Genomic DNA, 13629 nt, shown 5'->3' with positions numbered 1-13629 from the left:
ATGAGCGAGAAACGTTGATGTCGAATTCTTATGACTCCTCAAGTATCAAGGTATTAAAAGGGCTGGACGCGGTGCGTAAGCGCCCCGGCATGTATATCGGCGATACCGATGACGGCACTGGTCTGCACCACATGGTATTCGAGGTTGTGGACAACGCTATCGACGAAGCCCTCGCGGGCCACTGTAAAGAGATTCAGGTCACGATCCATGCGGATAACTCTGTTTCCGTACAGGATGATGGCCGTGGTATTCCGACCGGCATTCATGAAGAAGAGGGCGTTTCTGCTGCTCAGGTCATTATGACCGTTCTTCATGCTGGTGGTAAATTCGACGATAACTCGTATAAAGTCTCCGGCGGTCTGCATGGCGTAGGTGTTTCCGTCGTTAATGCCTTGTCGGAAAAACTGGAACTGGTTATCCGCCGTGAAGGCAAAGTGCACACTCAGACTTACGTGCACGGCGAGCCGCAGGATCCGCTGAAAGTGATTGGCGATACTGACGTAACCGGTACCACGGTACGTTTCTGGCCGAGCTTCAACACCTTCACCAATCACACAGAATTCGAGTATGAGATTCTGGCGAAACGCCTGCGTGAATTGTCATTCCTGAACTCCGGCGTGGCAATCCGTCTGCTGGATAAACGTGATGGTAAGAATGATCACTTCCATTATGAAGGCGGTATCAAAGCCTTCGTGGAATACCTGAACAAAAACAAAACCCCAATCCATCCGACCGTATTCTATTTCTCTACGATGAAGGACGATATTGGCGTTGAGGTTGCGTTGCAGTGGAATGATGGTTTCCAGGAAAACATTTACTGCTTCACCAACAATATTCCACAGCGCGATGGCGGGACTCACTTAGCCGGTTTCCGTTCGGCGATGACCCGTACCCTGAACGCTTACATGGATAAAGAAGGTTACAGCAAGAAATCCAAAATCAGCGCCACCGGTGACGATGCCCGTGAAGGTCTGATTGCTGTCGTTTCTGTGAAGGTACCGGATCCTAAGTTCTCTTCACAAACCAAAGACAAACTGGTTTCTTCTGAAGTGAAAACGGCCGTTGAAACGCTGATGAACGAGAAGCTGGTGGATTACCTGATGGAAAATCCGTCAGACGCCAAAATCGTTGTGGGGAAAATCATCGACGCTGCCCGTGCCCGTGAAGCAGCCCGTAAAGCCCGTGAAATGACCCGCCGTAAAGGTGCGCTGGACCTGGCTGGCTTGCCAGGCAAACTGGCGGACTGTCAGGAACGTGACCCGGCTCATTCCGAACTGTACTTAGTGGAAGGGGACTCAGCGGGCGGCTCAGCAAAACAAGGCCGTAACCGTAAGAACCAGGCGATTCTGCCGTTGAAAGGTAAAATCCTCAACGTAGAAAAAGCGCGCTTCGACAAAATGCTTTCTTCTCAGGAAGTGGCAACACTGATTACTGCGCTCGGTTGCGGCATTGGCCGTGACGAGTACAACCCGGACAAACTGCGCTATCACAGCATCATCATCATGACCGATGCCGACGTCGATGGTTCACACATCCGTACCCTGTTGCTGACGTTCTTCTACCGTCAGATGCCTGAAATTGTCGAGCGTGGCCACGTGTTTATCGCACAGCCGCCGTTGTACAAAGTGAAAAAAGGTAAGCAGGAACAGTACATTAAAGATGATGAAGCGATGGATCAGTATCAGATTTCCATTGCGATGGACGGGGCAACGTTACACGCCAACGCCCATGCACCAGCCCTGGCGGGTGAACCGCTGGAGAAACTGGTGGCTGAACATCACAGCGTGCAGAAAATGATTGGCCGCATGGAGCGTCGTTATCCGCGTGCGCTGCTGAATAACCTGATCTATCAGCCGACCCTGCCGGGGTCTGATCTGACCGATCAGGCGAAAGTTCAGACCTGGATAGAATCGCTGGTTGCGCGTCTCAATGAGAAAGAGCAGCACGGCAGTTCTTACAGCGCGATCGTGCGTGAAAACCGTGAACATCAGCTTTTCGAACCGGTTCTGCGTATCCGTACACACGGTGTTGATACGGATTACGATCTCGATGCAGACTTCATTCAGGGTGGCGAATACCGCAAAATCTGTGCGCTGGGCGAACAGCTGCGCGGCCTGATCGAAGAAGATGCCTTCATCGAACGTGGCGAACGCCGTCAGCCAGTGACCAGCTTCGAGCAGGCGCTGGAATGGCTGGTGAAAGAGTCCCGTCGTGGTCTGTCGATTCAGCGATACAAAGGTCTGGGTGAAATGAACCCTGATCAGCTGTGGGAAACCACCATGGATCCTGAACAACGTCGCATGTTACGTGTGACCGTGAAAGATGCCATCGCTGCTGACCAGTTGTTCACTACGCTGATGGGCGATGCGGTTGAACCGCGTCGCGCCTTCATCGAAGAGAATGCCCTGAAAGCGGCCAATATCGATATCTGATAATGGCGTGAGCTGATAAAGAGTCCGAACCGGGAAACCGCTTCGGACTTTTTTTTCGTCTGACGCGACCCGCATTCCGGCTGGCTTTACAGCGGGTAATCGCGTTAGCATTGCGCAAGATTTCTTAAACTCTGAGGATGCTATGGCTATTGAATTAATTGCAATTGATATGGACGGGACATTGCTCAATCCGCAGCATGAAGTGACCCCCGCCGTTAAAAAAGCGTTGTCAGAAGCACGGGCGAAAGGTGTGCAAATCGTTCTGGCGACCGGCCGTCCGTTCGTCGGTGTGCAGCGTTATCTGATGGAACTGGATTTACAGCAGGACGGTTGTTACTGCATCACCAACAATGGCGCGCTTGTGCACAATGCGAAAGATGGCAGCGTAATTGCCGAAGTAGCCCTCAAAATTGAAGATTATCACTACTTTGAACAGCTGGCGCGTGACCTTGGTGTGCATTTCCATGCACTGACCCAAACCGACCTGTTTACCGCCAACCGCCATATCAGCAAATACAGCGTACATGAATCCTTCACCACCGGCATTCCGTTGCAATTCTGCCCGGCAGAGGAAATGGATCCGGCGCTGACCTTCCCGAAAGTCATGATGATTGACGATCCGGACTTGCTGGATCGCGCCATTCGTCAGCTTCCTGCTGAAGCAAAAGAACGCTACACCATCATGAAAAGCTCACCGTATTTCCTCGAAATTCTCGATAAGCGCGTGAATAAAGGTGAAGGCGTGAAAGTACTGGCGGAAAAACTGGGTATCGCGCGGGAGAGCGTGATGACGCTCGGTGATCAGGAGAACGACATTGCGATGCTGGAATACGCCGGAATTGGTGTCGCGATGGGGAATGCGCTGGACAGCGTAAAAGCCGTCAGCCAGTTCGTTACCAAAACAAACACGGAAGACGGCGTGGCGTTTGCGGTCGAGAAATTTGTTCTGAACGTCTGAGCTTGTACCGAAGGAACCTTGCAGCCATGGAAAAACAATTAACTTCTGATGCCCGCGGGCATCAGCTCACCAACATTAATGTCTGGACGCCGGACAGCCAGTGGCTGGTGTATGACGTCCGTCCGCATGGCGGTTCTTTTAGCGGTTCAACCATTGAGCGCGTGAATGTCGAAACCGGTGAGACGGAAGTCCTTTATCAGGCAAAAGACGGCGCGCATGTGGGAGTGGTGACAGTCAGCCCGGATCTTCCTGTCCGTTATGCGTTTATTCATGGCCCTGAAAATCCTGATGCCAGCTGGCAGTATGATTTTCATCACCGTCGCGGAGTTATTGTCACTGAGCCCGCGCGCGAAAAGGCCGTCACGCTGGATGCGATGGACATTACCGCCCCCTTTACCGCCGGAGCCCTGCGCGGTGGCACACATGTTCACGTCTTCAGCCCGGACGGTTCGCGTCTGAGCTTTACCTATAACGACCATGTGTTGCATGAACGCGATCCGGCGCTCGATCTGCGCAACGTCGGCGTGGCGATTTCAGGATATCCCGTTATTCCGCCAAAGCATCATCCCCGTGAATACGATGGAAGCCATTTCAGCATGCTGGTCAGCGAAACCACGCCCTGTCCTCACCCCGGCAGCGATGAAATCAACCGGGCTTACGAAGAAGGCTGGATTGGCCGTGAAGGCTATCTGAAACCGGATGGCAGCCGTCAGCGGTGGGCGCTGGCTTTTATCGGCGACACGCTTTCCGCTCGTGGTGAAAAGCACCCGGAAATCTTTGTGGTGGATTTGCCGCGCAATGATGAGGATTACCGTCAGGCGGGTGATAAACCTTTGCAGGGCACGCCGGAAATGCTGCCTGCGTCACCCGCGGGCGTGAAACAGAGACGGATTACTTTTACTGAAAATGGTATTGCCCTGCAACCGCGTCACTGGTTGCGCGTATCGCCGGATGGCGCAAAGATTGCGTTTCTGATGCAAGATGAAACCGGAGTGGTTCAGGTCTGGACGGTGTCACCTAACGGCGGCGCGCCGGCGCAAATCAGCCATTCTGAAAGCGGAATTCAATCAGCCTTCAGCTGGAGCCAGGATGGAAAATCACTGGCGCTGGTATGCGATAACAGCGTGATGCGGCTGGACATGGAAAGCGGAAAGATGCAGCGGTTAACGCAACGATCAGAAAACGCACCCTGTGCCGATGCCGTAGTGTATTCTCCCGATGGCAGCAAAGTGGCGTTTATGCGCCAGTGTAACGGCTATGCGCAGATTTGCGTGGCCGATAGCGATTAGCGAACGATGTAAACCGGTCGGAACAGGCCGGTTTTATTGTGACTACTTCTTATGTGTCGACGATTTTTGCTGACGCGGCGTGGTCGTCATGGGCGGGATGTGATCGATATCCACACCGTTACTCAGCGCAATATTGTGTTCTTCACTGGCTTTGACGCGATCGCGCGTCGTCACTTTTCCGCTGCGAAAATAATCATAAGGCAGCAATACCGTATCCAGCACGGCGCTGAACGGCAAATCAATCAACAGCAGCGGCGTCATCGCCCAACTGGTGTCATCGCTTTTTATCATATTCACATCAGCACGTGCGCCTGAATAATATCCGGTGTCACCACCTGTATGGCTCATTACGCTGGAGCAACCGCTCGTCGCTAAAAAAACACATCCTGTCATCAGCGGCGTTAATGCAAATTTCGTCATGTTAGAACTCATCTTATGCTGTCAGGCTGAGCTTATACGTCAATGTGACTTATACCACTCAGCCCAAAAAATTAACAAAGCAAGCTGTAGCTCTGTGGCTGCGATCCCATTAAGTGTAATTACTATTTGAAATCTTGCAGGAATTCGCCTGCTCTCCCTGGATTGTAGCCCTGTCCCGTCATGTATTTTGGCTGTCATCATATAAACAACAGCCAAATTTTTTGTTTTTTCAGGCTTGAAATATGCCCTTTTGTCTCCATTTTAACTGTACGACGCAGGAGGAGAAACGCCGGAAGGGTTCTTCTGTCATCACTGTGACGCTGGTCTGTCCGCCTGGAAGGCTATTTAAAAAACTCGCTGAATATCAGGAGAAGTAGCAATGCGTAATTTTGATTTATCCCCGCTATACCGTTCTGCCATTGGTTTTGACCGCTTATTTAATCTTATCGAATCGGGTCAGAATCAGGGCGGCGGCTACCCCCCTTATAATGTCGAGTTGGTTGACGAAAATCATTACCGGATTGCTATCGCGGTCGCAGGTTTTGCCGAATCTGAGCTGGACATCACTGCGCATGACAACATGCTGCTGGTCAAAGGCGCGCATGCACCTGGCGATACTGAGCGAACCTATTTATATCAGGGCATCGCGGAACGTAATTTCGAGCGCAAATTCCAGCTGGCTGAACATATTCAGATAAAAGCGGCCAATTTGTCGAACGGTTTGCTGTATATCGATCTGGAACGCGTCGTTCCTGAGTCGTCCAAACCACGGCGTATCGAGATCCGTTAATTCAGCGACCATCATCGTTGTTGACCGCCACGAAATGAAAAAGTTTAGGCTCGCCGTCAGGGAGCTGTACTGTCATATCCAAAAAGGATGACGACATTAATCATCTCGCTTCAAAGAAGGAGTTACATTATGCGTAATTATGATATTTCCCCATTACTGCGTCAGTGGATTGGTTTCGATAAATTAGCCAGTTCAATGCAAGGCGCCGATCAGGCTTTTCCTCCTTACAATATTGAAAAGTCTGATGACAACCATTACCGCATTTCACTGGCGCTGGCCGGTTTCCAGCAAAGCGAACTGAATATTGAAGTCGAAGGGCCGCGATTAACGGTCAGCGGCACACCGGCTCAGCCGGAAACTAAAGTGGAATATTTGCATCAGGGGCTGGTGATTAAGCCTTTCACCCTGAGCTTCACGCTGGCAGAGCATATGCACGTCTCGGCGGCTGAATTTACGAATGGCCTTCTGCATATCAATCTGGTTCGTGATGTACCGGAAGCATTGCAACCGCAAAAAATTGCGATTGGTACTGAAAAACCGGCGCTGGAAAATCAGTCCGAATAAACGTGATCTGTTTATGTTCCCCCGATGCGGGGGAACATAAAGCAGGATGTGATGAGGTATATATTATCTTAATCAGTAAGTAAAACGAGGTGTATTTATTTTGTTCAAGTCTTTCAAAGCGTTTTCCGTAATTGAAGCTCTTAGTGATGAGGTAAGCATGTATTTAGAGTGATGTAACTTAACGATAATATTCGTCAACTGTGATTCGGTTGTAGTTCTTGTAACACCCATCAAATACTATACAAAGTGCTTCCACAAAATGCATGATCTGTTTTGTGTTGTAGTCGTAAGATATTTCACCTATATTTGCATCAAAGAGTTTAATCATGTTCCCATCTGTTCTGATAGCGATGGAATGGCCTCCCTTGCAACCCTCATAAATACCTATTTCATATAAGCTGTCTTGCCTTAACGATTTTACCAGCCCTTCGATTCTTGCAGCGGTAGTACTGGCCTGCGGCAGAGTTGACGTTTTTAAGCAGATCAACCTCCCCTCATTCTTCATTATCAGATGGTATGCGTCTTGAGTACGCATGTAGTTTACCTTGGGGGAATGCCCTTTGCGGTGAAAATTATCAAATAAACTTTTTTGTGCTTTTAATTTAGCTTGTTTATATGCCAACGCAGAGTTCTGTTCCTGAATATTCATTATTCCTAATATCAATCGATGCGATGCAGAGGTATTGATGAAACATTTGAAACTACTCCAATCTCTACCAGTAATTAAATATGCCGCAGAGAGGCCATAACAGGCTCCACGTAATCCGTACTGAATTTGTTTACTTTCTGAGTCTCTATGACTTCCTAACCATGCTCCACCAAGATTTCGGGGGTTGTTAGCTACCCATTTGTTTTGCTGTATGTACGTCACCTGATTAAAAAAACTGTATGTACCGTTTGTTTTATTAATATATTGACGTAATCTGTTAATCATTTTCTCACCTATTTTTTAAATCAAAAAATACATATTGCATAAAAATACGCCAGTGATAATAAAATTCCCATTTAATTGATTATGTAAAATACTAAAGCTCTTGACTGGGTTTTTATTTCTTTGATAAATAATGTTATTTTTTTGTTTAACTGTAAAAAATATAAAGTGATGTATATCTATATATAAAATGAATTGATTTTTTTGAATGAATGTGTATCTGGATGCGTTGAGGGAGATATAAATAACTTTATGATGTCATTGAGAATAAGATTGTTTTCTACTCATGAGTAAGGGTCCTTAGATTGATAAAGTGACCCGAAAGAATATCATTCCTTCTGGTCACTTTATTGTGAAAAATCAGCCTTCAGCGTGGGCTTTTTCTACTTCTTCTGCCAGAATTTTCACGCCGCGCTCGATCTGTTCCGCATCAGGCACGTAATTCATCCGCATGCACTGATGCGTATGTGGCCACGGATGCTCGAGACCCGGGAAGAAGTAATCGCCCGGCACCATAAGTACCCCACGTTGTTTCAGGCGCTGATACAGCACTTCGGTGGTGATCGGTAAATCCTTGAACCACAGCCACAGGAAAATCGCCCCTTCCGGTTTGTGGATCAGGCAACGTTCTTCCGGCAGATAACGGCGCAGCGTGGCGATAGTTTCCTGCACGCGCTGGAAATAGAACGGTTTGATCACTTCTTCGGAAAGGCGCAGCAAATCGCCACGGACAATCATTTCATGGGCAATCGCTGGGCCGACACTGCCCGGCGACAGACTGATAATCCCGTTCATATTACTGATCGCTTTGATGATTTTTTCATCAGCAATCACGATGCCACAGCGTGAACCCGGCAGGCCGAGTTTCGACAGGCTCATGCACAGGATAATATTCGGATTCCACAGCGGTGTGGCGTCAGTGAATACGATGCCCGGGAACGGCACGCCATACGCGTTGTCGATTAATAACGGAATATCTTTCTGCTGTGCCAGCGCATCGAGGCGGATCAGTTCTTCGTCAGTAATGACGTTACCGGTCGGGTTGGTCGGGCGTGACACGCAGATCAGGCCGATATCATCGGTGATATTCAGATGATCGAAATCGACGTGATATTTGAACTGGCCTTCCGGCAGTAATTCGATGTTCGGCTTGGCTGAAACAAACAGATTTTCGTCCAGACCGGCATCGGCATAACCGAGATATTCCGGTGCCAGCGGGAATAATACTTTTGACATACTACCGTCGGCACGGCGTCCGGCGAACAGGTTGAACAAATAGAAGAAGGCGCTCTGGCTGCCGTTGGTCAGTGCGATGTTTTGCGCGTCAAGCTGCCAGCCGAGTTCTTTCTGTAACATGTCTGCCAGCGCATGACGCAACACATCTTTGCCCTGCGGCCCGTCGTAATTGCACAGCGCTTCGGTCAGCTTGCCTGCGGCGAGCATTTCCGCCAGCAGCGTCTGGAAATAATCCTGCATCTCAGGAATTTGCGCCGGATTACCGCCGCCGAGCATCACCGCGCCAGGCGTGCGTAAACCGTCATTCATGTCGCCCATCAGGCGTGTGATGCCTGAAAAACGGGTAAATTTGTCACCGAAAGCAGAAAACGTCATAGAAAGCTTTGTATGTTATCGAAATGTGATACCCACCATAACGCCTGCAGCAAGGCAGTGCAATCGGACCTGCGGGTTTTGGCGTGGAGAAGTATTAAAAAAGATGAATACGGAAAATCATTCAATGTATTTTTCGAATATCCCTGAACGGAACCCTTTATGCTTAATGGCAGAGTAATAAAAAACGGCTTATGATATTTTTTCTTTCTTGGCATAATTATGTTTAAGAATATATATATCAGGTTGATAAAATGAAAAGAAGCATACTTATACTGAATATTTTCACGGCAGGCGGAGGAGACCATGCGCTGGGACAGAAAATAAAAGACATCGCGCGGAGCACCCAGGCTGAGGGGGCATTAATTACGGTGAATGCCAAAACAAGACATATTAATATGCAGGGAAAGGAAGTGTTCAGTCCGGGTAAAAAATTGAATTATGATGATCCGGTAATTATTGTGACGCCCTACAGTCTCCTGTCTCCCGATGTATTATCGACAGTGCTGGCTGATTTTCTCTACCAGCTGGACATAATAACGTGCAATACCGTTATTCTGATCGATGAAATGGACGTCACCCGAGGTGCGGCTTCATCTGATCGTGATTATAAAGCTGCCCTGTTGAGTCTGTGCTTCGAAAACATCATTGTCCAGAGCCTTGGATTCGCTAAGAAATCGATGGGTTATTTACCCATGCCTGAGCAGGAAGTTATCAATATACAAAAATCAGCAAAACAGGAAATCATTAAATTACTGGACGGTTATAACTTATCGATGCCGGCAAATTGTAGCTTATATCTTGCCTATTTAAGTTCTGATACCGTGACAACCTGTGCTCAGATTTTTATTATTAATTCATTGATAGAAGACAGTGGCTTGATGAATAATTCAGCTTATGTCCTGGTGTGCAGGGAAAAAGGGAGTATTGAACGATTACTGAAAAACCTCAAAGGTTCCTTATCAGGGTCAATTTATAATGATTTGTTTTCTGAATGTCACTATTCAACCATGCAAGACGAAAATATATTCCAGTGCCACGGCTTCTCCCGCGGTACGGGAAAGAAAAAAGTACATATCGTTATTACCCAAACCATTCCCGGCACGACGTTTAAAAATCTGACCAGTATCAGCAAGACTGGCATGATGTCGGGCGATCAAAGCCTTTCCGATTATTTGTCACTGAAAAAGCGGTTACCTTATTACGACAAGCAAACCTGGAAAGACCCTCTTATTAAAGGATTGAAGACCCGTGCCCGTGAACTGGGGGGCGAAGAATTGCTCAACAAATTTAAGTCGATGGTCGCCGGAAGAAAAGCCTTTACTGGCAGCCTTTCCTTTAAGCTTCTGGCACCCGACGATGCCCCGACGCTGGCGCTGAAAAGCAGTCTTCATGCGTTTAACAAGGAAATATATGCAAGAAAAGCTGACGGGAAAATCAGAGAGATATTAATGAAATACCTCTGACCCTTCGAAAATAATCGGGAGACCGGCCGCAGGATTGCGCCCGGACCGGTCTCGCCCATTCTTTATCTTACTTCTTCAGAACTTCCGGGTTCACGCAGAACTGTTTCACGTCACCCTTGAGTGCGGCGATCAGGTTATCCACTGCGCAGGCCGCCATATCGTAGCGGGTTTCATGAGTCGCAGAGCCGATATGTGGCAGCGCCACCACGTTTGGCAGGCTCAGCAGCGGAGAATCTTTTGGCAGCGGCTCAGTCTCGAACACGTCCATACCAGCACCATAAATCGTACCGGCTTTCAGCGCTTCGATCAGGGCTGGTTCATCGATAACCGGGCCACGACCTGCGCTGATCAAAATCGCGCTGGATTTCATCTTCGCCAGCTCTTCCTTACCGATCAGATGGAAGGTTTGTTCGGTCATTGGCAGCAAGATACAGACGAAATCAGACTCTTTCAGCAGCTCATCCAGCTCGCATTTACGCGCGCCAAACTTCTCTTCCGCTTCTTTATGCTGGCTGCGCGCATTGTACAAAATCGGCATGTCGAAACCGAAATGCGCACGTTGCGCCAGCGCCAGACCGATACGGCCCATGCCGACGATGCCCATGGTTTTATGGTGAACATCAATGCCGAACCAGTCTTCGCCAATGTTTTCATTCCATTCACCGGCTTTTACGCGCTCGGCCACATTTACCACGCGGCGGGCGGTAGAGAGCACCAGTGCCATCACCGTGTCAGCGACGGTATCGGTCAGCGCCGTCGGAGTATGCATCATCGGGATTTCGCGGCGGGTCAGTTCTGCCACATCGAAATTATCATAACCGACGGAAATGGTAGAAACCGCACGCAGGCGCGGTGCATGGTCGAAAAGTTCTTTATCAATTTTCCCGCCGGAACCCAGTAACCCTTCGGCGTTTTGCAGCGCATCAAACACCTGAGCACGGTTCTTATCCGTAATGCCATCAAATTCAGTGATGGTGAAATGCTCTTCAAGACGCTGATGCAGGTCGGCGGGTAATTTTTTATATAAAACGATAGACGGCTTCATGACTTACTCCCTTGGGTTAAGGAAACTTCTTTCGGCTGAATGTTGGCCTTTCGCGGTCTCACCAGCAGGGTTAAACCTGCGGAAACCAGTAACGACACGGCCATGAAAATAAATGAGGCTGCCGGACTGCCCGTATTGCCGTTGAGATAGCCGACAAACCAGGAGCCAAAGAATGAGCCCAGTGCGCCGAGGCTGTTAATCAAAGCCATCGCGCCACCGGACACATTTTTGGGCAGCATTTCAGGAATAATGGCGAAGAACGGCCCGTACGGGGCATACATTGCCGCAGCCGCAACCACCAGTAAACTGTACGAAAGCCAGAAATTGTTTGTGCCAGCGGCCCATGAACCAAAGAACGCCAGCGCGGCCACCAGCAATAACGGCCAGACAAACAACTTACGGTTTTGCATTTTGTCCGATGCCCAGGACACCAGGATCATGGCGATAGTGGCGGCCAGATAAGGGGCGGAAGATAACCAGCCCGCTTCGACCATGCCCATTGATTTGCCGTCGCGTAAAATCGACGGCAGCCAGAGCACAAAGCCATACACGCCAATGCTCCAGAAGAAATATTGCAGGCAAAGCAGCACCACATTGCGCGAGCGGAAGGCTTCCCGGTAACCGCCCACCGCCTGAATGTCTTTCTGCTCTTTTTCCAGTTGTGCGGCCAGCGCCTGTTTCTCCTGGTCGCTCAGCCAGCTGACTTGTTCAGGTTTATCTTTGACGGTAAACCACCAGATAACCGCCCAGATAACCGCCGGAATGCCTTCGAAGATAAACATCTCGCGCCAGCCAAAGGATTTGATCAGATAGCCGGAAAGCACCGACATCCACAACACTGTCACCGGATTGCCGAGGATCAGAAAGGTGTTAGCACGGGAACGCTCGGATTTGGTGAACCAGTTGCTGATATACACCAGCATGGCGGGCATCACGGCAGCTTCCACCACGCCGAGGGCGAAGCGGATTACTGCCAGCATCGGAATGTTGGTTACCACGCCGGTTAAAGAGGCGAATCCCCCCCAAAGCAATAAACACCAGAAAATCAGTTTCTTAACACTGCGGCGTTCAGCGTAAATCGTGCCGGGGATCTGGAAGAAGAAATAGCCCAAAAAAAACAGTGCACCCAACAGGGACGACATCCCTTTGGTAATGCCCAAATCGTCGTTGATACCGGCCGCTGAGGCAAAACTGAAGTTCGAGCGGTCGACATACGCCAGACTGTAAGTGATGAACACGATCGGCATGATGTACCACCAGCGGCGGGTGGCGATCCTGGACTGGTTCATAACTGTTTCTCCTGATAGTGCATCAGCACGGTCCCGACGGCGCTTACTGACGTAACAGTTCTACGTAATGGCGCGTCACCGCGGTCAGATCATCACCCTCAAGCGGGAATTCGATACCGCGTGGCACATCCTGAGGCAGGCTTTTCAATAAAGGTTCCCAACTGCCATCGCTGTCATCGAGCGCGACGGCATGCCATTTTCCGCTACGTTTTTGTGCAGCTTTGACATGCACATAACCCACATGACGCGCCAGACGCTCAGCGGCCACGGCCGGATCCTGTCCGACCCACAGCCAGTTGGCCATGTCGAACGTCATGCTTAACGGCAGATGCAGCGACTCAGCAGCAAACATAAAAGCGTTAATGCGTGAAAGAATGCCGCAATCCGGCGACTGGTCATTCTCAACCACCAGCTTCACCGGGCTTGACGCCAGTACAACCTTCAGCGGGGTCAGATCCTGGCCCGGCATAAATTCGCCGAGAGAAAACTTAATGGTGCGGGCATTGAGAATGCGCGCCTCTTCAAAATATTGTGATGCATCAGAATTAAGCTTGCCACCGGCTGAAAACAGCGGAAACGGCACGGAATACACCGCAAACAATCCATGACTTTTAATTTTTTCTGCCAGCGCTGCAACGAATCCAGTTCTCCGGCAGTGAACAATTCGCGACGAATTTCCACACCGTCGGCCTTAGCATCAGCAATCACTGAAAGCAGCTCCGCCTGGCCGCCGCGGGCTTTTACCACGCTGTTGCCGTAGGCTGCGGTAACAATGACGATTTCTCTTTTCATGAATACTTATCCTGTGAAAGCGCCCTGTAATCTGGCGCAGGCAAT

The 13629-nt window shown here is 49.5% G+C and carries 11 protein-coding genes and 1 pseudogene; 6 read left to right on the top strand and 6 right to left on the bottom strand.

The features are described from left to right. Positions 1-17 precede the first annotated feature (17 nt). The 3 genes from gyrB (at position 18) to UC14_RS08865 (ending at position 4679) form a co-directional block, all read left to right on the top strand. Positions 18-2432, top strand: a complete 2415-nt coding sequence (gene gyrB / locus UC14_RS08875) for a DNA topoisomerase (ATP-hydrolyzing) subunit B (RefSeq protein WP_013573355.1) — start codon at positions 18-20, stop codon at positions 2430-2432. Between the two features lie 142 nt (positions 2433-2574). Further along, positions 2575-3390, top strand: a complete 816-nt coding sequence (yidA, locus tag UC14_RS08870; RefSeq protein ID WP_112197575.1) for a sugar-phosphatase — start codon at positions 2575-2577, stop codon at positions 3388-3390. A 26-nt stretch (positions 3391-3416) separates the two neighbouring features. Then, a complete protein-coding gene (locus tag UC14_RS08865) occupies positions 3417-4679 on the top strand; it encodes a DUF3748 domain-containing protein (protein WP_112197574.1) in 1263 nt (420 codons plus the stop codon). A gap of 42 nt (positions 4680-4721) precedes the next feature. Here UC14_RS08865 and UC14_RS08860 read toward each other — a convergent pair whose 3' ends face one another. Beyond that, entirely contained in the window at positions 4722-5099 is a 378-nt protein-coding gene (locus tag UC14_RS08860) for a YceK/YidQ family lipoprotein (protein WP_013573358.1), read from the bottom strand. A gap of 379 nt (positions 5100-5478) precedes the next feature. Here UC14_RS08860 and ibpA point away from each other — a divergent pair, with 379 nt between their 5' ends. Together ibpA and ibpB are read left to right on the top strand one after the other, a co-directional pair. Further along, positions 5479-5889 carry a small heat shock chaperone IbpA gene (ibpA, locus tag UC14_RS08855; RefSeq protein ID WP_013573359.1) on the top strand — a complete coding sequence of 137 codons (411 nt, stop codon included), beginning with the start codon at positions 5479-5481 and terminating at the stop codon, positions 5887-5889. A gap of 129 nt (positions 5890-6018) precedes the next feature. Then, positions 6019-6453, top strand: coding sequence for a small heat shock chaperone IbpB (gene ibpB, locus UC14_RS08850; RefSeq protein ID WP_112197573.1), 435 nt, complete (start codon positions 6019-6021; stop codon positions 6451-6453). 178 nt (positions 6454-6631) lie between these two features. Here the strand turns inward: ibpB and UC14_RS08845 are convergent, their stop codons facing one another. Continuing rightward, the gene (locus UC14_RS08845; RefSeq protein WP_112197572.1) at positions 6632-7387 is read right to left on the bottom strand and encodes a YopT-type cysteine protease domain-containing protein; all 756 of its coding nucleotides are present in this window, start codon (positions 7385-7387) and stop codon (positions 6632-6634) included. A 357-nt stretch (positions 7388-7744) separates the two neighbouring features. Continuing rightward, a complete protein-coding gene (locus UC14_RS08840; protein ID WP_112197571.1) occupies positions 7745-8995 on the bottom strand; it encodes a valine--pyruvate transaminase in 1251 nt (416 codons plus the stop codon). Positions 8996-9246: 251 nt separating this feature from the next. Between UC14_RS08840 and UC14_RS08835 the strand changes: the two genes are divergently transcribed. Then, on the top strand, positions 9247-10458 hold the full coding sequence (locus tag UC14_RS08835; RefSeq protein WP_112197570.1) for a hypothetical protein: 1212 nt from the start codon (positions 9247-9249) through the stop codon (positions 10456-10458). Positions 10459-10525: 67 nt separating this feature from the next. On the opposite strand, the gene ghrB is transcribed toward UC14_RS08835, so the two are convergent. From ghrB to UC14_RS08820, 3 genes and pseudogenes are all read right to left on the bottom strand, one after another. Continuing rightward, positions 10526-11503, bottom strand: a complete 978-nt coding sequence (ghrB, locus tag UC14_RS08830) for a glyoxylate/hydroxypyruvate reductase GhrB (protein ID WP_112197569.1) — start codon at positions 11501-11503, stop codon at positions 10526-10528. Next, positions 11500-12792, bottom strand: a complete 1293-nt coding sequence (locus tag UC14_RS08825) for an MFS transporter (protein WP_112197568.1) — start codon at positions 12790-12792, stop codon at positions 11500-11502. The genes ghrB and UC14_RS08825 overlap by 4 nt, the downstream gene beginning before the upstream one ends. A 43-nt stretch (positions 12793-12835) precedes the next feature. Beyond that, positions 12836-13584, bottom strand: a pseudogene (locus UC14_RS08820) (sugar phosphate isomerase/epimerase family protein). Positions 13585-13629: the final 45 nt, after the last annotated feature.

This window comes from Rahnella sp. NRRL B-41462 (assembly GCF_003263525.1).
GTDB lineage: Bacteria > Pseudomonadota > Gammaproteobacteria > Enterobacterales > Enterobacteriaceae > Rahnella > Rahnella aceris.
This window is presented reverse-complemented; position numbering and strand designations above follow the sequence as displayed.

What these genes read in the sequence shown, in the direction of transcription:
- ibpB (WP_112197573.1), top strand. Translation starts at nt 6,019, where the DNA reads ATGCGTAATTATGATATTTCCCCATTACTGCGTCAGTGGATTGGTTTC.
- gyrB (WP_013573355.1), top strand. Translation starts at nt 18, where the DNA reads ATGTCGAATTCTTATGACTCCTCAAGTATCAAGGTATTAAAAGGGCTG.
- UC14_RS08845 (WP_112197572.1), bottom strand. Translation starts at nt 7,387, where the DNA reads ATGATTAACAGATTACGTCAATATATTAATAAAACAAACGGTACATAC.
- yidA (WP_112197575.1), top strand. Translation starts at nt 2,575, where the DNA reads ATGGCTATTGAATTAATTGCAATTGATATGGACGGGACATTGCTCAAT.
- UC14_RS08825 (WP_112197568.1), bottom strand. Translation starts at nt 12,792, where the DNA reads ATGAACCAGTCCAGGATCGCCACCCGCCGCTGGTGGTACATCATGCCG.
- UC14_RS08840 (WP_112197571.1), bottom strand. Translation starts at nt 8,995, where the DNA reads ATGACGTTTTCTGCTTTCGGTGACAAATTTACCCGTTTTTCAGGCATC.
- UC14_RS08835 (WP_112197570.1), top strand. Translation starts at nt 9,247, where the DNA reads ATGAAAAGAAGCATACTTATACTGAATATTTTCACGGCAGGCGGAGGA.
- UC14_RS08860 (WP_013573358.1), bottom strand. Translation starts at nt 5,099, where the DNA reads ATGACGAAATTTGCATTAACGCCGCTGATGACAGGATGTGTTTTTTTA.
- UC14_RS08865 (WP_112197574.1), top strand. Translation starts at nt 3,417, where the DNA reads ATGGAAAAACAATTAACTTCTGATGCCCGCGGGCATCAGCTCACCAAC.
- ibpA (WP_013573359.1), top strand. Translation starts at nt 5,479, where the DNA reads ATGCGTAATTTTGATTTATCCCCGCTATACCGTTCTGCCATTGGTTTT.
- ghrB (WP_112197569.1), bottom strand. Translation starts at nt 11,503, where the DNA reads ATGAAGCCGTCTATCGTTTTATATAAAAAATTACCCGCCGACCTGCAT.